Origin of the sequence: Rossellomorea vietnamensis (genome assembly GCF_001305855.1) — a bacterium.
GTDB lineage: Bacteria > Bacillota > Bacilli > Bacillales > Bacillaceae_B > Rossellomorea > Rossellomorea vietnamensis_A.
The window spans coordinates 1-20,003 of the sequence record NZ_LIXZ01000015.1; the positions used below are offsets into that span (position 1 = coordinate 1).

20 protein-coding genes are annotated in these 20,003 nt (G+C 40.6%); 6 read left to right on the forward strand and 14 right to left on the reverse strand.

Features of this window, described 5'->3' with window-relative positions; all coding sequences use genetic code 11:
• Nucleotides 1–1,592: hypothetical protein (locus AM506_RS16160; RefSeq protein ID WP_060673518.1), on the forward strand; the 1,592-nt coding region annotated here is incomplete at its 5' end.
• Nucleotides 1,582–2,727 (forward strand): DGQHR domain-containing protein, encoded by a 1,146-nt coding sequence (locus AM506_RS16165; protein WP_060673519.1) that lies wholly within the window; start codon nucleotides 1,582–1,584, stop codon nucleotides 2,725–2,727. The genes AM506_RS16160 and AM506_RS16165, both read left to right, overlap by 11 nt.
• Nucleotides 2,728–3,061: 334 nt before the next feature.
• On the opposite strand, the gene AM506_RS16170 is transcribed toward AM506_RS16165, so the two are convergent.
• Together AM506_RS16170 and AM506_RS16175 are read right to left on the reverse strand one after the other, a co-directional pair.
• Nucleotides 3,062–3,385 carry a nucleoside triphosphate pyrophosphohydrolase gene (locus tag AM506_RS16170; RefSeq protein ID WP_060673520.1) on the reverse strand — a complete coding sequence of 108 codons (324 nt, stop codon included), beginning with the start codon at nucleotides 3,383–3,385 and terminating at the stop codon, nucleotides 3,062–3,064.
• A 36-nt stretch (nucleotides 3,386–3,421) separates the two neighbouring features.
• Entirely contained in the window at nucleotides 3,422–5,362 is a 1,941-nt protein-coding gene (locus AM506_RS16175; RefSeq protein ID WP_060673521.1) for a DUF2075 domain-containing protein, read from the reverse strand.
• Between the two features lie 216 nt (nucleotides 5,363–5,578).
• Between AM506_RS16175 and AM506_RS16180 the strand changes: the two genes are divergently transcribed.
• Together AM506_RS16180 and AM506_RS16185 are read left to right on the forward strand one after the other, a co-directional pair.
• A complete protein-coding gene (locus tag AM506_RS16180; protein ID WP_060673522.1) occupies nucleotides 5,579–5,893 on the forward strand; it encodes a helix-turn-helix domain-containing protein in 315 nt (104 codons plus the stop codon).
• Nucleotide 5,894: 1 nt separating this feature from the next.
• The gene (locus AM506_RS16185; protein ID WP_060673523.1) at nucleotides 5,895–6,092 is read left to right on the forward strand and encodes a hypothetical protein; all 198 of its coding nucleotides are present in this window, start codon (nucleotides 5,895–5,897) and stop codon (nucleotides 6,090–6,092) included.
• A 14-nt stretch (nucleotides 6,093–6,106) separates the two neighbouring features.
• Here the strand turns inward: AM506_RS16185 and AM506_RS16190 are convergent, their stop codons facing one another.
• Both AM506_RS16190 and AM506_RS22255 read right to left on the reverse strand, forming a co-directional pair.
• Nucleotides 6,107–7,531, reverse strand: a complete 1,425-nt coding sequence (locus AM506_RS16190) for an HNH endonuclease (RefSeq protein ID WP_235576132.1) — start codon at nucleotides 7,529–7,531, stop codon at nucleotides 6,107–6,109.
• Between the two features lie 15 nt (nucleotides 7,532–7,546).
• Nucleotides 7,547–8,485, reverse strand: a complete 939-nt coding sequence (locus AM506_RS22255; RefSeq protein ID WP_082386406.1) for an HNH endonuclease — start codon at nucleotides 8,483–8,485, stop codon at nucleotides 7,547–7,549.
• 121 nt (nucleotides 8,486–8,606) lie between these two features.
• Here AM506_RS22255 and AM506_RS16200 point away from each other — a divergent pair, with 121 nt between their 5' ends.
• Together AM506_RS16200 and AM506_RS16205 are read left to right on the forward strand one after the other, a co-directional pair.
• Nucleotides 8,607–9,221, forward strand: coding sequence for a hypothetical protein (locus tag AM506_RS16200; RefSeq protein ID WP_060673524.1), 615 nt, complete (start codon nucleotides 8,607–8,609; stop codon nucleotides 9,219–9,221).
• A 190-nt stretch (nucleotides 9,222–9,411) separates the two neighbouring features.
• Nucleotides 9,412–10,239, forward strand: a complete 828-nt coding sequence (locus AM506_RS16205) for a nuclease-related domain-containing protein (protein ID WP_060673525.1) — start codon at nucleotides 9,412–9,414, stop codon at nucleotides 10,237–10,239.
• Nucleotides 10,240–10,289: 50 nt separating this feature from the next.
• Here AM506_RS16205 and AM506_RS16210 read toward each other — a convergent pair whose 3' ends face one another.
• The 10 genes from AM506_RS16210 to AM506_RS16255 all read right to left on the reverse strand — a co-directional run bounded on the left by AM506_RS16210 (nucleotide 10,290) and on the right by AM506_RS16255 (nucleotide 19,998).
• Nucleotides 10,290–11,579: a hypothetical protein gene (locus AM506_RS16210; protein ID WP_235576133.1), complete on the reverse strand. Its 1,290-nt coding sequence runs from the start codon at nucleotides 11,577–11,579 to the stop codon at nucleotides 10,290–10,292.
• 124 nt (nucleotides 11,580–11,703) lie between these two features.
• Nucleotides 11,704–12,801 carry a tartrate dehydrogenase gene (locus AM506_RS16215; RefSeq protein WP_060673659.1) on the reverse strand — a complete coding sequence of 366 codons (1,098 nt, stop codon included), beginning with the start codon at nucleotides 12,799–12,801 and terminating at the stop codon, nucleotides 11,704–11,706.
• 13 nt (nucleotides 12,802–12,814) lie between these two features.
• On the reverse strand, nucleotides 12,815–13,576 hold the full coding sequence (gene fabG / locus AM506_RS16220) for a 3-oxoacyl-ACP reductase FabG (RefSeq protein ID WP_060673527.1): 762 nt from the start codon (nucleotides 13,574–13,576) through the stop codon (nucleotides 12,815–12,817).
• A 3-nt stretch (nucleotides 13,577–13,579) separates the two neighbouring features.
• Nucleotides 13,580–14,545 carry an NAD(P)H-dependent flavin oxidoreductase gene (locus tag AM506_RS16225; RefSeq protein WP_060673528.1) on the reverse strand — a complete coding sequence of 322 codons (966 nt, stop codon included), beginning with the start codon at nucleotides 14,543–14,545 and terminating at the stop codon, nucleotides 13,580–13,582.
• The gene (locus tag AM506_RS16230; protein ID WP_060673529.1) at nucleotides 14,542–14,955 is read right to left on the reverse strand and encodes a PaaI family thioesterase; all 414 of its coding nucleotides are present in this window, start codon (nucleotides 14,953–14,955) and stop codon (nucleotides 14,542–14,544) included. The genes AM506_RS16225 and AM506_RS16230 overlap by 4 nt, the downstream gene beginning before the upstream one ends.
• Nucleotides 14,952–15,962 carry an NAD(P)-dependent oxidoreductase gene (locus AM506_RS16235; RefSeq protein ID WP_060673530.1) on the reverse strand — a complete coding sequence of 337 codons (1,011 nt, stop codon included), beginning with the start codon at nucleotides 15,960–15,962 and terminating at the stop codon, nucleotides 14,952–14,954. Before AM506_RS16235 ends, AM506_RS16230 begins: the two co-directional genes overlap by 4 nt.
• A 29-nt stretch (nucleotides 15,963–15,991) precedes the next feature.
• Nucleotides 15,992–17,182, reverse strand: coding sequence for a thiolase family protein (locus AM506_RS16240; protein ID WP_060673531.1), 1,191 nt, complete (start codon nucleotides 17,180–17,182; stop codon nucleotides 15,992–15,994).
• A gap of 3 nt (nucleotides 17,183–17,185) precedes the next feature.
• On the reverse strand, nucleotides 17,186–18,346 hold the full coding sequence (locus AM506_RS16245) for an acyl-CoA dehydrogenase family protein (protein WP_060673532.1): 1,161 nt from the start codon (nucleotides 18,344–18,346) through the stop codon (nucleotides 17,186–17,188).
• Between the two features lie 13 nt (nucleotides 18,347–18,359).
• Entirely contained in the window at nucleotides 18,360–19,139 is a 780-nt protein-coding gene (locus AM506_RS16250) for an enoyl-CoA hydratase/isomerase family protein (RefSeq protein WP_082386407.1), read from the reverse strand.
• Between the two features lie 13 nt (nucleotides 19,140–19,152).
• Nucleotides 19,153–19,998, reverse strand: a complete 846-nt coding sequence (locus AM506_RS16255; protein WP_060673533.1) for a 3-hydroxyacyl-CoA dehydrogenase — start codon at nucleotides 19,996–19,998, stop codon at nucleotides 19,153–19,155.
• Nucleotides 19,999–20,003: the final 5 nt, after the last annotated feature.

A 20,003-nucleotide genomic window follows, 5' to 3' on the forward strand; every position in this document is an offset into this window, starting at 1 on the left:
CTAATAAAGATATTAAAAGCTTTATGGTAAATACTAGAATTAAAAAACCTGAAAGCTTAAAAGAAAAAATCGTAAGAAAAGTAAAACTTTATGAAGATTCTGAATCAGATCCGAAAGTTTTTATAGATAAAATTCTTGATGATATTATAGGCGTAAGAATTCTATGCTTATTAAACGATGAGGAGGCTAAAATTTATGCAACACTGAAAGAACATTTTTTGAGGAATACAGTAGAATATAATGGTACCAAATATCTAATAGGTGATAAGGATGATACCACTTATCCCTATCTTGGATATTTCAATGAAACTCAACCAGTTCCTCAAAAGAATGGAGAAGGTATTTATAAGCTAAAACTCAAATATTTTTATGATGAAGATAAATTTATAAATATCGAACTTCAAGTCAAATCATTAACGCATATGGTTTGGGGTGAATTAGAGCACATGTTATTCTATAAAAACTATAGATATAATCTAGACCACGAAATTCATTCCAAGACTATGTTATCAATTAACAAAATACTTACAACACTCGATTCTCAGTTGAAGGATTTACAGCTACATCTCACCCAAAACGATAAGATTAAAGATCTTCAGAATATGGCAACAAAACTATTGTATAACTCTGTTCATGATGAAATAAAAGAAATCCACGACATTGATTTGGATTTAAGGGAAATATATTCACTAATTTCACAATTGTATTTTTACCCATATGACAATTATAAAGATGCCTTAAAGTTCTCTGCTTCCTTTTTTAGAAGTATTTCAGAATTAGAAATAGATAGTGAATACTTTAAGTTAGATTCATATAGTACCCTTGACTTAGAGGGGGAATTCCAACAAATTMTCTCTGAACAAGATGATAATATGTTTAACAATGAGACTGCAGTACTACTTAATGAATTAGCTAAAAAAATTCAGGAGCTTACTAAAGGAAATGATATTTTTTGGGGTTGTCTCATTTCAATTTATAACCAATTACTAAGTCAGGAGAATAAAGACAATACTTTTGATTCAGAAAAGGAAGATAAATTGATTGAAGAAAATTATCAAAAAGCAATTTTGAATATTACATACAACTTTATTCAAAGTTATATAGATTTTATTACTGAAGAAGCAATTGATGAATTTGATTTTTCAGAAAACGTATCTTTTCTAAATAACGTAGTTATTGATGTCCTTATTAAACATTTTTCCGAGTATAAGAAATTAGATTTTTTCTTAGAGTCCGTACACCTGCTTAAGATAAAGGAAGTAATTAAAAAATTCTATACAGTTCATGAAAGATCATTGAAAAACTTAGATATCAACCTTTCAGAGGACTTAAACAATGATCAAAAAGAGATATTAGTAAGGTTAATTTCAAATACTTTAAAGTTGCAAATTGAATTTCATCTTAAAGGTAAATTTGATAGTGAATGTTTAGCGTCACTGACCAAGGATAGTGCCATAGATGATATCATTTGGACTCCGAGGTTAGAAACTCAAAAATTAGAACAATTATCAGAAGGAAAATTAGAGATTAAAAACTTAAATGATTTATTTGATAACTTATATTATGAGGAGGGTGAAGATATTGATTATTAATGAATTGGTTAGATTAGCACAAAGTAATATAGACATGTTTATGACATCTCTTAAAGTTAAAGAAATTATTAATAATTACGAAGTGGATATACATGAACAAGAAAAGAATCCTCAAGGATATCAAAGACCACCTATCCCTACACATTATCGTGATATAGGCAAATACCTTTTGGATAATAGTAATACTATTTTTCTTCCTACTGCACTTTTAGCTGCGATAGATAAAAGACAAATAATCAAAGAATCTCATAATACTTTAGAGATTCAAGGAAAAATTAGAATAGTTGATGGACAGCACAGAATAAAAGGCTTTGAATATGCTATTGAGAAAGAAAATAAATTAGGCAGTAATATAAACAATAAACTGAGCCAACGTTTAGAAGATTTCCAATTACCCTTAATAATCATGGTAATCGACTTAGAGAATCCAAGTGAGAAAATAAACGAAGTGAGCTCATTTATTAATATAAATAGTAAAGGAAAAAAGGTGAGTACTGACCTTGCAATTAATTTGAGAAACGAAATATATAAACTAAATGACGAATACCTGTTAGATGAAAATAAGATGCAAGAAAAAATAGCAACAGAAACAACGAAACATTTAACTAATATGAATGATTCCATCTGGACCAATGCAATAAAATTAGTTCCAACAGATAAGGGAAGAGTCATTAGTTTAAACTTATATAACAAGTCCCTGTTTCCAATTATTAAACAATTAATAGAAGTTTATGAAATTAATAATGATAAAGAAGTTAATGATTTGATTAAGCATTTACAGTTATTCATAAATGAGATTTGGAATATAGTTTCTATAGTATGGCCAGGCTGCTTTTCAAACAAAAGATGTAATAAAGATTATAATATTCAAAAAGGCATTGGTGTACATGCACTACACCTAATATTAACTGATTGCATCTCTACAAACATTAATAAATTAATTAGTAAAGATAATAATGTTTCAAATTTAAATGAGTTATTATCACAATCAATTAACTGTTTTAAAGAAGTAATAGATGATAGCAAAGTTACTGAAAAAGATTGGTACACCGGTGGCCGATTTAGTGGGTATAATTCAGCTTCTGGATTTAAAAGGGTGAAATATTATATTTTGAATGGTAAATTTCCTAGCTAAGTAAATTGCCTGAATCCTCTCTTTGAACTTAAAAAACATTCAATGGCTTCATACAATTAGTATTTAATGTTAGGGACGTTTCTTTGTCTTATATAGAAGAAACGTCCCCTTTTTTATAGTGCCTAACATATACCCCACCCTCAATTGCCTTTGTGAGTACTCTGTAAGCTCATACTTTCTCAGCTAATTAGCAAATAGTTTTATATTCCCCTCCAATAAAGAATTTAGCTCAAAATAGGACCTACCCTCAGGTGAGCAGATATCAAAATTATAGTTTTTTCTATGTTTTAATTTTAAAAAAACTCAAAAGTGAAACTTTCCTAGTTCTAGATTATTAATCCTCTACACCAATCAATAATACTTTTTTATCAAATGAACCCTTTTTAATACATTTTTTAAGTCGAATGTCTTCAATCTCCACTAGACTCGTATCATGAGACTTGGCAAACGCATGAACAACCTCCATCAGATCAGCCAATTCTTCTATTGCCTCTTCCCTATTTTCTGCATCGTGGTATTCCTCTAATTCTTCAAAGCTCTTGTTCTTCAATTCAATTAGATACTCCTGTTCGGAAAGAATTCTTGTTGTAAAAGTCTTTCCAGTTGCTTCAATGATCTCTGGTATTTTATCCCGAACAAGTTTATTATAAGTAGGCATTAACATTCCTCCAATAGATGTAGTTTTCCAACCTAATTAATAATCAGCTTTCCCCTCAGCAACCATACCTCCACCTCTAAAAAACTCATTCCCACCATAATCCCGACTACTCTCTTCAAACCGCTCTCTAAAATACTCTCCAAGCTTAGGATCCGTACAATACACATAGCAGCCCTTCTGCCCACGAGTCATCAACGTTCGATACGTGTTCCGAATAATCTCATCTGCTACCTTCTCAGCTCTCTCTGGATCTTCCTTCAGCATTTTCTTTATACCCTTCAATGAAGAATCAGTCTTAGCTCTTTCGGTGTGATCTGTAATCACCTGGCCGGCTTCATATCTCATGTCATCACCTATGATCACCCCTACGTATTCAAACTCCAGACCTTGACATGTATGGATGCAGCCGGCTTCTTTGACAGAATTGACATCAATTGCCCAGGTGGCTGAATTATCGAGGTTCCAGCTCATCTTGAAATCGTATTCATCTAGAACAATGTCGTGATAATCCGTATTGCTCTTTCCCTCTTTGTCCCAGTTCCAGCAGTAGCCTGCAACCATGCGGGATTTGTTGTTGGCATTTTTTCTCTCAATTTCGTTTCTCAGTTCATTCGGATCGTTGAAAACCCGGAAATCATATTGGCTGCCGATATAATGAGCGTTTGCTGTTGTTCTAATCTGAAGAACGTCATCTAGCCATGCTAAGTAACCATCGGAGCCACTGCAGCGAAATTGAGATTCGAGGTTCATGATTGTGAGCGGTGCATTGTTTTCTTTCGCAAATCGTTCAATTTCTTTAAGACTCCCATGATCCTTTAACGTGACCTGCTGTCTTTCATCAATGAAGAAGATGGAAAGCTTTGATGCTTCGATGATTTCCTTTGTTTGATTTTCACCGAGGTGCTGGAACATCCCAGATTTAAGATTCAGTCGGTGGGCTTCATCCACGATTAGCGCATCAAACTCATCCCTAGGAGCATCGAAGTAGCTTCCGGATCCTTTAAACAAATTATCAATATGTCCCTTCTTGAAATCTTTCTTCAGCTTAGTAGAGTAAATGTTTCGAGGTGCCGCGTTCTTCGTAACATACTGACAAACCATGCTGAGATTGGTAAGGTGGACCAATAGATTGATAGCGAGAACCGATTTCCCAGTACCCGGACCACCTTGAACGACCAGGACCTGCTTTGTATTTGTCCGAAGAGCTTCTTTTGCCAAGTGAATGGCTTCCTCATACACCACTTTCTGATCATCAATCATCACAAACTCGTCGTTCCCCTTGAGCATTTGATTCAACGAATCCTGAAGTGACTTTGATGGCCGGATAAGACCATTCTCTATTTTATAAAGGTTCTCCTTGTTATCCCCAACCTGAATATAGCGCTTAATGAAGTCCCGGAGCTTCTTCGCCTGTCCCTTCACAAAGACGGGAGCCTGCTCGATATAATACTCATAAACCGGATCTGTCAGGGGATCCTCTTCCCCCTGATTCAAGTAATTATGTAAGTATGCACAAGGATATAGCTCCATCTCTGCGCTTTGAGCATTCTCATTATAGTCCTTGATAAGAGAAGCATACGACCAAGCCTGATAGGAAGGATGAGTCGTCTCCACCAGCCCTCGATTCATCGCAGTCTTTACAATCGCTTCCTTCCCCCTGATCACTTCAACAGACTCCCACTGTTTCAGCTCTACAATCACGATAGAATTCTTCTCCCCATCCTTCCCAGAGATTAGAAAATCCACCCGGCGTGACGTATGCGGAATCTTAAACTCAATCGCCACCCCGGCGTCACTAGGAATCTCTTGATCACTAAGGACACGATACATGTACTGCATCGAATTGTCCCACGAGCGAACCTCCCGCTCATTGATCTTTCCAATCTTCGACGTGTAATTGCTGCATATATTATTGACGAGTTCATCATGAAAAACATCTTCCAGAAACTCTTGTTTAGTAGCTTCATATACGATCATATTCGTCAGCCTTTCGTCTAACAGTATATTCCTATTATTTAGTTAAATATGGGATTTAGCAAGAGTAGTGCTAGTTTATGTATATAATTCCACCTTGCCTAATGCTGTATATAGAAAAATTACATTTAAAATACCATTTATTTCAATAAGTTGACGACCTGTCCGTTCCAAGCCATTTTTCACCATTTGATAATGGTGGTAAAAGGGGTCAAAGTATTGGAGAAACCATTAACAGAACGGGAATTATACGGGAAGTACATATCCATTTTATTACGATTAAGACGGAACGATATGGGTTATACTCAGGCAGAACTAGAAGAAAAAGCAGGCCTGGCTAGAACCACCATAAGCAATATTGAACGGGGTAAACGAACCCCTGAGTCTTATACCCTTTCGAAAATTGCAATAGCATTAGGAATCAGCCTGGACCGCTTAAATGAAGAAGTGTGGGAGAACGTAAAAAAGCATAAAGACAATAAGTCTTCTGCATTAAAACACCAATACTCCGATTTATTCTATAGAGGTGATTGAGATGAAGAAGCAGGAATTTGTTTTAATGAAGGATAAGCAGGTTTATAGCTTTAAAATTGTTGGTTTTGATGATAAGAATGCTTATGGGGAGATTTATTTTACGGAGAATGATAGATCTACCTCTATATTTAGGGGTTCGGATGTGAGGGAAGTTATTAGGTTGGTGAAGAAGGAAAGCAGTGGCTTATGGGGAGGGTAAGCCACTGCTTTCTTTTATATTTTAATAATAGATTCTTTCTTTCTAATACGCTCTCTCAATTCCTCTACCGTTAAATACGCTCCATCCTCTTTCCTATGAAGCATCGCATGACAATTCGGACACACAGGAATCAAATCTTCTATCGGCTTCACCTGGCAACCCTTCTGAATTTCATTAAGGGGTGTAAGGTGATGGACATGAATGAACTCTCTCCCCACTTCCCCATATGTATCTTCGAAGTTCATCATACATACCTGGCACTTGGCACTATAATGATCGATACATTGCTTACGGGCAAGTGGATTGCGTTCATATGAATTAACAGTAATCCTTCTTTGCTCTCCTTCCCACATTTCCGGCACTACATCAGGGTAAACCTCAGCTGATAAATCCTTTTGAAAGAACGACATAATGTAGTCACGAAGCTCACCAGTAAGTTTCATGGATCCCTGGATATTTCCTTTCAACCCATGCTCTCTTAATTGATAAAGTGACAAACCGTCAGTATCAACCACATCAACCAAGCGGATACGCGTCTTGTCTCCACCAATGGATTGATCATACTTCTCTGGATCTACCCAAAACGACTTATCATAGATCGTATCATCCGTTTGAACCAATCCCTCTATTACTTCCACCTTATATCTGACCTTTTTGACACTACCTGAAACATACAAAAATAAGATATCACCATTTTCATAGTTGAAGGAACGTTTCCAGTCAAGGTATTCAAATTGGACGAATGCCCTTTCCAAGTCATATTCGTTTGGATTCGCCGGCACCAACCAGATACGGCGGGCATTCTTATGGTCCCCGTCCTCTAACTCCTGGCGACGATCTGTAGCTATCTCTGGTGGCGCTATAAAACGATACTCGTCCCCTTCGAAATGGTAGGGAATATTATAAACATATCCCCTCTCGACGGGATCATAGCATTTTGACTTCTTTATATTGAGATGATCAGCAAGGTAGCCTGCAGCTTCTTGAATATTAGTAGCTTCATTTAATAGTTGATTATTTTTGCTAATGGTGATGGGAGTGGGCATTGGTTGTCTCCTTATATACTTCGGATTCACCTTAACTTTCTCATTAGTATAATGTTTTCTCCAATAATAATTATCTCTACTGGAATTATTATTACAGATAGTTGTAAGCTCATCCTGAATGTTCTTATTTTCAAAAACAAAATAATCTCTGTATTTCTGAGTGCTGAGCATGCTCATAAAGGAGTATCCATATGTTGAATGATTATGGATGCCTGCCGTCCCTTTGGGTATAAGATCAGCTATCTCCTTTATTCTAAAACTGCCCATCATATCTTTCTGTTGATTTTCAACTTCCATCAAGAAGCTTACAAATAACTTATCTCCGTTTACTCTATTTTCAATATTACTTGTAGAAAACAGATGAAAATCTCTGCAATCCCAATCAAATTCCACCATCACTACCTCCTCTTATACTAATTCTGCTTTATTCAACTCAATCCACTTGATTAGATGTTTTTTACTGGGTTCGTACCATTGAGAACATAAATAGTATTCTCTCTCCATTATTCTAATCGGAGAAGAATAATATCGATTACGACCCTTTTCATCTTTAATTTGTTGTTTAACATCGTACGAATAATCCAGTGGCTTCAGTAATGGGAAACTTAGATTGAATGCTTTCTTTGAATATGAAGCAGTTGTTAATCGTGCAATCTCTTTTTCTGGGACACTATTCGATTCCAGTATTTCTCTTAAAGTGGTTTTCGCCAAAACACCCACCTTCTTTTCAAAAGGTTCCCCTGCATTTATTACCTCCTCAGACTGGCTTACATGTTCGTTTGATGGATTCTTCAAAACTTGTCTTTGAACTTCCAGTTTAATCTTGTCCGATAGAATCTGACTCTCTCTCATCAACTGATGGATTCGATCACAATTTCTCCAGTGCTCTTCCCATGTTTCAGGATCAACGATTTCATCAAACTCCACTTTCGTAGGTTTACTCCATTTTTCAAAGGAATCCAGTCTGCTAATGATTTCAGTGATGTTCTTAATACCCCGTGTATACGGAGAAAGTTTTGCACCAATCAGGATCCATTCCCTCCAACTTGAGTTACCCTTGGATTGATTGCATTTCCCACAAGCTGGAACCAAGTTCTGTATTTCAGAAATATATCCTGTCGGCCGCTTATTTTGCACCAATGGACGGAAATGATCCCATTCTGTGTGACGATCCCCGCAGTAAGCACACATGATTGCATCATTCATACCTAATAAAGTTAACACTTCATTAATTTCTTGGTCAGTTGGTTGTATACAAGGAATAATTCCATTGATAAATGAATTGGTTATGCTGGAAGATCTCCCGTTGATTTTTACTGGAACAGGCATTTTGAAAAATGATGACATAGGCTAAGCTCCCTATCTATTAATTTGTCTAATATTATCAAAATTTGCAATTACAACATGTAATATTATGGTAACATAAAAGGAGTATTTTACTAGTATCGAATGAAACGAGGAACCATTAATGCCTATAGCAGAAAGAGACTACTGGAATGATGATCGATATAGACCTAAAAGCAATAAAGCCCCCAAATGGTCATGGGGAGTCATCGGATTCATCCTCCTGGCGTTGTTCGCCAGCGGATTACCAATGAAGATTTACAACGAAATCACAATCCAGCAGGAACAAAAAATACGAAGCTATCTGCAGGAGCGCGAGCAATACTTCAGTTCCAGCGATCAAAGCTTCAAACAGCTGATGACTAAGATCAATGCTGCCAATGGAAACCTTTCACCCCTGGCACTCGACATTAACGAAACCAATATGATGCTCACTCAAAATTATCAGAAACTGATTGACCTCAATCCTCCGCGGGAATTTAAGGAGCTACATAACAAAACCGTCGAACTGTACGTCATCAAACAGGCTGCCGTCGACTATCTGATGTCCTCAGCAAATGCCAACACCTATCATTCTGAAATACTCTCTACTTATATAGAAGAAAGTAATCAAATGATGAGTGACTTACGTCCATTGATGATTGAAGGATTGCAGAAAGCCGACCTGCGTTATCGTATTGAGCAGGATGGGACGTTGACGTATTGGGTGAAGGATCATTATGGGGGGAGATTGGAGTAGGAACATCTGTTAAAGGTCCGTCTTTTAGCAAATGAGCATGCTAAGGGGCGGACCTTCGTCAATATTAAGAATTCCTATGCAAAGCTATGGCCGTTCTGAAAAGAATGATCTGTCTCGTCCTGACCCCTGGCACTCACATCTTCGTAAATATATACGATAATAACAGTATCAAACCACCAAGGAGAAATTCATGCTATTATTCCTAAACTTCCTAAAAAAGAAAAAAAGTGAACCAAAACCAAAAAAAGCTACTAGTACCGCACCAATAAAACCCAAAAGAACCAATGAACAAATCGCTACAAGAAAAGGAGAACTGGGAGAATACAAAATCGATATCCAACTAGATCAACTACCCAAGACTTACCGCCATCTAAGCGATCTCCTTATACCCAATTCAAAAGCGAAGTCCGGCTATTCACAAATTGACCATGTGGTGATCACTCCTTACGCTATCTTTGTCATTGAGACAAAAAACTACCAGGGTACCATATATGGTGGGAAAGATCGGAACACATGGCTGGTTAATGGTAAGTTCAAAATGATGAATCCTTTTGTGCAAAACTATGGGCACATGAAAGCACTCTCTTCACTAATTGATGAGAAGTACCATGATTGGTTTGTTTCCATGGTTTCATTCACTAAGCGCTCTACATTTAAAGTGGATTCGAATTACCGGAAGATTGCTTCTAACGAATTGATTATGTATGACATCGAGTTGTCGGAGTTTATTCATCGGAAAGAATCGGTGTTGAAGATCCAGCATAAAGAACCCCTTTTAAGTGAGAGTGATATTTTATCCATTTATCAAACTTTCAAAGAGGCAAATATAAGTGACTTAAATACTAGAGATGAACATAAGCGGATATTGAATGCACCTGAACAAAAGAACAGTTCACGTTCTGTTTGTGCCGTTTGCCATAAGCCTGTTTCAGATAAGGTTAGGGCTTATTGTATAGCGAATCATGCTTTTAAAGGGAAGGTTTATTGTTATGAGCATCAGAAAACTTTAAGACAATAAATTGAACATGAAGTAAAGGTCCGTTCCTAAATCTCAGGAACGGACCTCCCTCATATCCAATTCAGAATATAAACGTACACAAACGCCAAACTCGTAATAGAAAGAAAATATATCCCATTCCATTTAAAAGCCACGGTTATCCCATTCCTCTGAACACACTGGCTGATGATAATATTCATAGCATTCAACGGTGAAATCGCGGACGACAGCATCCACGTAAAAATGCACATAAACGCAACACTGGCAACCGCTACATTAGGCATGGTTGCAAAGTCAAGGGAAGTCAATATTAGCGGTGTTACGATAATCTGATGCACACCGAGAAACGCCATAATGGTAACCAATAGGATGATAAATAGAAACAAAACACCAATGGATTGCGTGGCCGACCACTGTATAGACTTCTCCAATAGTTCCTTGACGGGTGTATGGGATACAGCATTACCGAATAGCCCTGCACTTAAGAAGAGGCAGATCTCCATTTTCTGAGAGTGGAGCTTGTTCTTATAGAGAATGATTTCTTCTTTAACGATTGATTTCCTTTTCCGGAAGATCACCCAGGCTACAGGAACCAGGAAACAAATGATGCTGACCAGGAGCAGCATGGACTTCTGGAAAACCTGCTCCATGACAATCAACAGCACAACCAGTCCAAGGACAAAGCCAAAGAGGAGATACATATCCTTCTTTGGCCCTTTATCATGTGAAATCATTTCGTTTCTTTCCTCGGCGGCAGCAGCAGTCTCTTCTGCGATCTTAGGTCGGAAAAGAACGAGCCCTACCGTCATTTGAATAACGGCAAACATCACTCCTACAGCGACATATGAGAGATAGGTGATATCTAAATAGAATAGGACAATCCCCACCGAAGCAAAAAAGGGTGACCATATGACCGCCGGGGTAAATCCTACATAATAGGATCTTGATAGCAGCTTGGATGGTAGATGAATACTTTCCACAAACCCATGAACAATCCTTAAGGCACCCATATTCAAGATAGGTGCCAGGGTCATCATAAACGAGCTAATGCCATAAAATGTTTTTCGTGGGTTGTGCTTCAACTCATTCAAATAAAGGATAACAGAATCAATGATCCCTTCTCTTCTCAGTGGCACGGATAGAAGTGGAGCTAAAATGAGAATCGATAACAGGGGCATATTCTGAGTGATTCCCTGGACTAGATCAAAGCCTGTATCTCCAACCGTATAGTGAATGATTCCCCCTGCAGTAAACAGACCCAATGTAAATATCCGACCTTTACATTCTAATAAAGGAAGGAATAGCAAAAATATGGCAGTAGCCACAATGTTAAAAACCAAACCAATATAAACGTTTGGCATAAAAGCCTCAACAATATAAAGAAAACACATACTCATGATGAGAGAAAAACGTAACATGTTGTCCCTTCTCTCTTTAAGTCTCTAACAATCTACTAATCAAAATACGTAGTTAGAAAATCGTTACTTATCCCCTTTGTACTTTGTCATGAAGAGGGGCATGATGCCTTAATAGATCCCTGAATTCATTCCCCAGTTGTTCTGTTGTTGCCCCTCCGCCGAGATCAGGGGTGAGAGCATTCTTCTTGGAAAGAATCTCCTGAATGGTCGACAAAATTGCACTCCCCCATTCTTCTTCACCAAAGTGATCCATCATCTGACTGACAGACCAAATGGCAGCAAGGGGATTAGCTAAACCTTTTCCCGCAATATCAGGAGCGGAGCCGTGGATGGGTTCGAACATAGAAGGATACGTTCGTTCAGGGTTGATATTGGCCCCTGCTGCCAAGCCAAGGCCACCTGTAATGGCAGCTCCCAAGTCCGTCAGGATATCCCCGAATAAATTGGATGTCACGACAATTTCGAATCTTTCCGGCTGAAGGACGAAATAGAGGCTAGCCGCGTCCACTAGGTAAGAATACGTTTGGACATCAGGGTAGTCCTTCCCTACTTCGGTAAACACCTCATCCCAGAAGACCATGGAATAATTAAGGGCATTTGCTTTGCTGATGCTCGTCAGGGTCTTCTTCTGTTTACGGGCTTCTTCATAAGCATAGCGGATGATTCGCTCGGTCCCTTTTCGGGAAAAGACGCCTGTCTGCAATACCACTTCCTCAGGCTTTCCTTTAAAGAGCCAGTCACCCGCTCCGGCATATTCCCCTTCGCTGTTCTCACGGATCACCAGTAAGTCTATTTCTTTTTCACTTTTATTTTTTAGAGGAGTTAAATTAGGGTGCAAGAGTTTAATCGGCCTGAGGTTTACATACTGATCAAACTTCTCGCGTATTTCCAATAGTAATTCCCAAAGGGAGATGTGATCGGGAACCCCGGGATATCCTACCGCTCCCAAGTAGATGGCATCGAATTCCTTCAATTGATCGATCCCGTCTTCAGCCATCATCTTTCCTGTATCCACATAATACTCACATCCCCAAGGGAACTCTGTAAAGCTGAAAGAAAGCTGTGGATCGACTTCCTCAATCATTTTCAGGACCTTTACACCTTCTGCTACGACTTCAGGTCCTATCCCATCCCCTGGGATAAGGGCAATTTTCTTCTGATTCATCATCCTCAACCTCCTATGCTTTTGGTCCCCCGGCCACATATAACACCTGACCGCTTATAAAGGAAGAATCCGGGCTCGCAAAAAAGCTTGCTGCCTGTGCGATGTCTTCCGGCGTACCAGCCCTGTTGACCGGGATTTGTTTGACCTTGGCTTCTATCAGTTCTTCAAAAGGGATTCCCAGCCGTTCTGCCACTGCTTTCGTCATGTCTGTCATGATAAAGCCGGGAGCAATCGCGTTCACCGTGATATGATATTTCCCAAGCTCCATGGCTAACGTCTTGGTAAAACCCTGTATCCCAGCCTTCGCTGCAGCGTAATTCGCCTGTCCTCTGCTTCCAAGTGCTGAAACGGAGGAAAGATTAATGATTCGTCCATACTGATTTTTCACCATTGATTTCTGGGCATATTTACTGCAAAGGAATGTGCCTTTCAAATGAACATTCATGACATCATCCCAGTCGGTTGAGCTCATCTTGTACAATAGATTGTCACGTATGATTCCGGCATTATTAATGAGGATATCTACCTTTCCATGTTCCCCTTCCACCTCGGCGAATAGCTTTTCCACTTCCGCTTCGTTGGTGACATCTGCCCTTATGGCCTTAACCGAAAGATTCTCTTCCATGAACTGATGATAGGTCTCCAATAAAGCCTGTTCCTGAATGTCTACTAAATAAACAGTGGCCCCATCCAAGGCAAGCTTTTTGGAAATCTCCCTGCCGATGCCCCTGCTTGCACCGGTCACGATGGCTATCTGATTTTCTAATTGCACCATGACTCACTCCCCTCTATGATTCTGATATAATCGCTCAATCTGTTGCTCGTATTCTGCCACGATGTTCTGGATGATTTCTTTTGCACTTCCAATTTCGTTGATTAATCCGATTGTCTGGCCCAATGAAATCACACCTGAGTGATCATTTCCCGTAGTGAGTAATTCCTGATAAGATTCACCGCTGATATAAGGAAAGATCTCTTCAAGGGTGGCTCCTCCTCTTTCCTTTTCGACAAGCTCCACCGCCCGTTCCGTTTTCATCACTCTCATGGCTTTTCCAATCGATTTCTTCACAAGGATGGTATCGGTTTCCTGAGAATCTATTAATCTCCTTTTTATCGATTCATGTAGGACCACTTCCTTTGAAGCTAGAAACCTTGTACCCATCTGCACGCCTTCTGCCCCTAAAGCAAAAGCAGCAAGAGCGGATTTCCCTGTTGAGAACCCTCCTGCTGCAATGACTGGTATGGAAAGTTCCTCGACAGCCTTCTGTATCAATGTCAGACTGGTGACGTCTTCTCTTCCCGGATGGCCTCCACACTCATAGCCAACCACCACCACTGCATCACAGCCGATCGCTTCCGCCTTTTTGGCAAACCTGACGGATGGGACGACATGGACCACTTTTATTCCGTTCCCTTTCAGACTGTCCATATATTTCTCAGGGTTGTTCCCTGAAGTAAAGACAACCGGTACACGGGCTTCTATGGCACCCTCAATAAATTCATCCATCGGCTTACGAATCCCGATGGCAATATTGACTCCAAATGGCTTAGAGGTGAGTCTTCTTGCAACTACGATATCTTCCAGCATCTCTTCCTTGGACGAATAGCTCCCTGCTGTGATGAGCCCGAGCCCCCCTGCTTCTGATACTGCGGAAACGAGGGGAGATGTTCCAAGTCCCTGGAGACCGCCTTGGATGATGGGATAGCGAATATTAAACAATTTTGTTATCGCTGTATTCATCATATTCGTTCACCCTTTGAGAGCTTAAATGTTCCAGTGCAGTGGCCAAGCAGTTCACCGTCTTCATTTTTCAGCCTTCCTTCAATGAAGACCGTATTCCGGTTTTGATGAATAATCGATGCTTCTGAATAAACCGTCCCGTCCATAACTGACTTTAGATATTGAATATCTAAATGGAGTGTTGCTACTTCATCAAAACCCAGTGACCTGCCAGTCATCCCCATGGCTGTATCAAGTACCGACGCATAGATGCCTCCATGAACTGAATTCCTCACATTAATAAACTCTTTCTGGATGGGAAGGGCCAGCAGAACATGACCTTCTTCCAATTCTTTTAGCTCCAATCCGATAAAATTCCAGAACGGGCTATTTTCAAAATCTGCTTTCACTTTCTGCAAATGATCTCTTGTCATGAAAATGCCCCCTTTCCGGTTTCTGAAAGTTCAGCTTGATTGGCAATGACTGAAAGCTTTTCCCCATTGATCACACGGATCAGATTCTCTGCAATCAGGATCGAGGTCTCACGGGCTGCCTCAAGACTAATACCCCCGATATGCGGACTCATCGTCACTTGTTTCAACTGAAAGAACGGATGATCCTCAGGCGGCGGTTCCTTTGAAAACACATCGATTCCTGCTCCAAGAATCCGATTCTGCTTCAGAACATCTACTAAATCCGCCTCATTCACCACACCGCCACGGGCTGTGTTGATGAGGACCGCAGTTTCCTTCATTAGCGAAAGCAATCGATGGTCAACAAGTTTATCTGTTTCTTTCGTTAGAGGGATATGTAAACTCACTGCATCGCTTTCGGAGAATATTTTCTCCAGGGATGTGGTTAATTCCACCCCAATTTGATCAGCAGCCTGCTCTTTCACTTCGTCTATTTTCCTTACATATGCCATCGCTTTCATCCCGAAACCATGTACTAAAATCTTTGCAACTTTTTGAGCTATGCTTCCGAATCCAACAATGCCCAGTTGCTTCCCTTCCAGTTCATAGGTATATTCCCCATTCCTTGACTGAAAGTTTCCTGCTCTCGTTTCCCTGTCAAAGAAAGCTGTTTTTTTCATGACCGCCAATAGCAGGCTCACCGCATGTTCTGCGGTTGCCGTACTATTCAGCTTTGGTGCATGTAAAACGGGAATCCTCTTGTTTGTTGCATATCGTACATCGATGTTATCAAGTCCCACACCCGCCCCGGAAATGGCCTTTACTTGCTGGCAACTGTCCAGAATCGAAGGTGTGATCCTCGCCGGAGCCCGGAGGATGATTCCATCCACATGATGGTGTTGGAGGTAATCGCATATTTCTGCTTCGTTAAACTCAGTGAACTTCTTTACTAGCGCGTATTTGTTCAATCGCTCCTCCCCATCCCGATGATACATGGGCAGAATCTGAACAATATGAGGCTTATTCATTACAACACTCCCTTTTGCCACGTCATCTCTTAGACTTGAAGATTCTCAATAATAGTCGAGATTCCCTGACCACCACCAATACAAAGCGTGACTAAACCGTATTTTTCACCCCTGCGTTCCATTTCGTGAAGAAGCTTCGTCATCAAGATCGCTCCAGTCGCTCCAATTGGATGACCCAACGCAATGGCCCCTCCATTGACATTCACTTTGTTGATATCCATCCCCGATTCACGGATCACTGACAGCGCCTGGGCGGCAAACGCTTCATTCAGCTCAATGAGACCCATATCATTGACGGATAGTCCGCATTGCTTTAAAGCCTTAAATGTAGACGTCACTGGTCCGATTCCCATAATCTCTGGAGATACTCCGCTCACCGCCTGGGCGATGATTTTGGCTTTCGGCTTTATCCCATATTCATTCACTTTCTCTTCATTCATCATTAGAACCGCTGACGCACCATCATTCCTTCCACTCGCATTACCGGCAGTCACGGTGCCGTTTTCCTTAAAGACCGCCTTCAGCTTTGAGAGTTTTTCTATGGTCGTGCTCCGGGGATGTTCGTCTGTACTAAATTGAAGAGTGTTTCTTTTTTCCTTATATTCAACAGGAACAATTTCCTTTTCAAATCGTCCGGATTCGATGGCAGACTGAGCAAGTTCCTGGCTTCTAAGGGAAAACTCATCTTGTTCGGACCTGCTGATGCTATATTTGTCAGCAAGGTTTTCTGCTGTCAGACCCATCGTCAGGTTGCCATACTTTTCGATTGGCTGGGAGCACGGTTGACTTTCCGTATTCGGATCCAGTACCTGCGAATTACCGACTTGGAATCCATAACGTGCATTTCGAATATAGTATGGGGCTGTACTCATGCTTTCGGCTCCCCCGGCTATCACTACATCCGAATAACCAAGCCTGATTTGCATATCCGCATTATTAATGGCTTGAAGTCCCGACCCGCACTGTCTATGAACGGTATAGCCGGTTACCTCAATCGGGAGCTCCGCCCGTAATGCAGCGAGACGGGCAAGATTTGAGGTATCTGCGCTTTGCTTGGCCTGACCTAGAATGACTTCATCTACTCCCACTTCCGCTTGGCTTCTATTCAATACTTCCCTAATGACTTTCTCGGCAAGATGGTCTACGGGAACACCTTTAATCGTTCCTCCCATTCTTCCAATCGCCGTCCGTACTGATTCAATAATATATGGCTGATTCATTCCTTACACCCCCACGTATGAGGATTCGCGTTTCAGCTCATTCGCGATGATATTGCGCTGAATTTCAGACGTTCCTTCATAAATTTTTGTAATTCTCGCATCACGATAGTAACGCTCAATTGGGTAATCGCTCATATATCCGATTCCGCCATGGATTTGTACCGCTAAATCCGCCACCTTGTTATATACTTCCGAAGCGAATAGTTTCGCTATGGCCGCTTCTTTCACTACCCTCATCTTTTGATCGGTCATCCAGGCAACACGATATGTCATCGATCTAAGAACCTCGATCTGCATACTTATTTCTGCAAGCATATGCTGAACGGCTTGTACCTCGATGATCGGTTTGCCGAACTGTTCCCGTTCCTGTGTATAGTGCAGGCAATGTTCAAGAAGCTTGACACAAGAACCAAGATTTCTTGCCGCAAGTCCGGCGCGACCATTCGCCAGGATTTTCAAAGCATTGATATAGCCCTGTCCTTCTGCCCCAAGGACATTTTCTGCAGGAACCTCCATATTTTCAAAGAAAAGCTCAGCTGAATGAGATCCCTTCAACCCCATTTTCTGTTCAACCTTTCCTAAAACGAAGCCTGGGAAATCCTTTTCTACGATAAAGGAAGTAATCCCCTTCGCTCCTTTGGCACGATCTGTAACGGCCATTACGGTAAATACATGTCCATCAACTGCGTTGGTAATATAATGCTTGGAACCGTTCAGAATGTACTTATCTCCTTTTCTGACCGCAGTCGTTTTCAACGCTGCTGCATTGGAGCCCGCACTTGGTTCGGTTAAAGCAAATGCGCCAATCCATTCTCCAGTGGCCATTTTAGGCAAGTATTTCTGCTTTTGTGCTTCTGTCCCTAACTCGACGATTCCTACAGATCCAATCCCCGTATGAGCCCCGATCAGGGTTGTATAGCCATTATGTGTTTTACCAAGTTCCTCATATATGGCGCATTTCCCCACCATATCGAGTCCCAGTCCACCGTATTCTTCAGGGATACTCAAACCGAAGAGTCCCATTTCCTTCGACATTTCAACCAGTTTTTCCGGTATCATATCCTTCTCTTCAATTTCCATCGCCAAAGGTTCTGCCACTTCTTTCACAAACTTCCGTACATTATCTCTTAAAAATTTTATATCTTCTGAAAAATTAAAGTCCATTTATACCTCTCCCTTATTGATTAGTAAATTCCGCTGCTCGCTTTTCCAAGAATGCTGATGTGCCCTCATGTTTATCCTCTGTACCAAATGCTACCGCTTGTGAAAGCTTCTCCATCAGCATCGCTGTTTCGAGGTCGATATCAAAGCCTTTATGAACGACTAGCTTTGCCAATTTGATAGCAACCGGACCTTTTTTATAAATCTGAGATGCCACCTCTTCCACTTTCTCATCCAATTCATTCTCAGGAGCGAGATAGGTTGCCAGTCCAATTCTTTCTGCTTCTTCCCCATTAATGATTTTTCCGGTGAGAATCATATCAAGCGCCCTGCCCTTGCCAATGATCCTGGATAGGTTCTGTGTTCCGCCTGCTCCTGGAATAATGCCAAGGTTTAGTTCTGGCAACCCGAATTTAGCGTTGTTCGTTGCAACCCGTATATCACAGGCTAAAGCAAGCTCACAACCTCCGCCCAACGCATAGCCCTCAATGGCCGCGATCGTCACTTTGCTGCTTTGTTGTATTTTTTTATATAGTCCCTGCATTCCCGGTATCAGGGCATCCAGCATTTTTTTTTGTTGAAGTTGCTTAATATCTGCTCCTGCAGCAAATGATTTTTTCCCTGCCCCTTTCACCACGATGACCTTTATTTCATCGCTTGCCTCTGCCCATCCGAAAGCATCCTCCATCTCTTGAAGGGTTTCGAGGTTTAGGGCATTTCGGAATTCCGGGCGGTTAATCGTCAGCCACATCGCACCCTGCTCGATTTGAACAAGCAGATTTTCATATTGATGCACGCTCTCATCTCCCTTAAGTATATTGATAAAAGCCACTTCCACTCTTCTTCCCAAATCGCCCCGCCTTTACGTATTTAAGTAAGAGAGGACTAGGTCTGTATTTTTCTCCAAGTGTCTGATGCAAGTACTCCATATTCCTTAGCCGGGTATCCAAACCTACTAAGTCTGCCAACTCAAGTGGCCCCATCGGATGATTGAGTCCCAGCTTCAATGCTTTATCAATATCTTCAGCCGATGCCACTCCCTCCATCAGCATATTCATAGCCTCATTTCCAATTAGGCAATTCATTCTGGAAGTGACAAACCCGGGCAATTCATTTACTTCGACCGTTTCTTTCTTCAGTCTCTCACCGACTTCTTTCACAAGCCTTACTGTTTCATCTGACGTTTCCAAGCCACGGATCACTTCAATCAGCTTCATTTTATGAACCGGGTTAAAGAAGTGCATAGCCACCACTTTATCGGGACGTGACGTCTGTGCCCCAATTTCTGTCGGACTCATGGTTGATGTATTAGTTGCTAGAATGGTTTCTTCGGAGGAGATGCGATCTAACCTTTTAAAAATGTCAATCTTTAATTCCATTTTTTCAAGCACTGCCTCTATGACGAGGTCTGCGTTAGTTGCAGCAGTTTCTAAATCCGTTTCAAAAAGAAGACGGTCCTTCGCCTTCCCATATTGGTCTTCAGAAATAAATCCTTTTTGGAAGCTGCCTTCCAATAGGCTATAGATATCTTTCTTTGCTTTTTCGAGGATTTCTTCGTTAATATCATTCAAGTAAACATTAAAACCTGAAACCGCACAGGTATACGCAATTCCCTTGCCCATTACACCCGATCCTACCACTGTAATATTTTGCACATGAA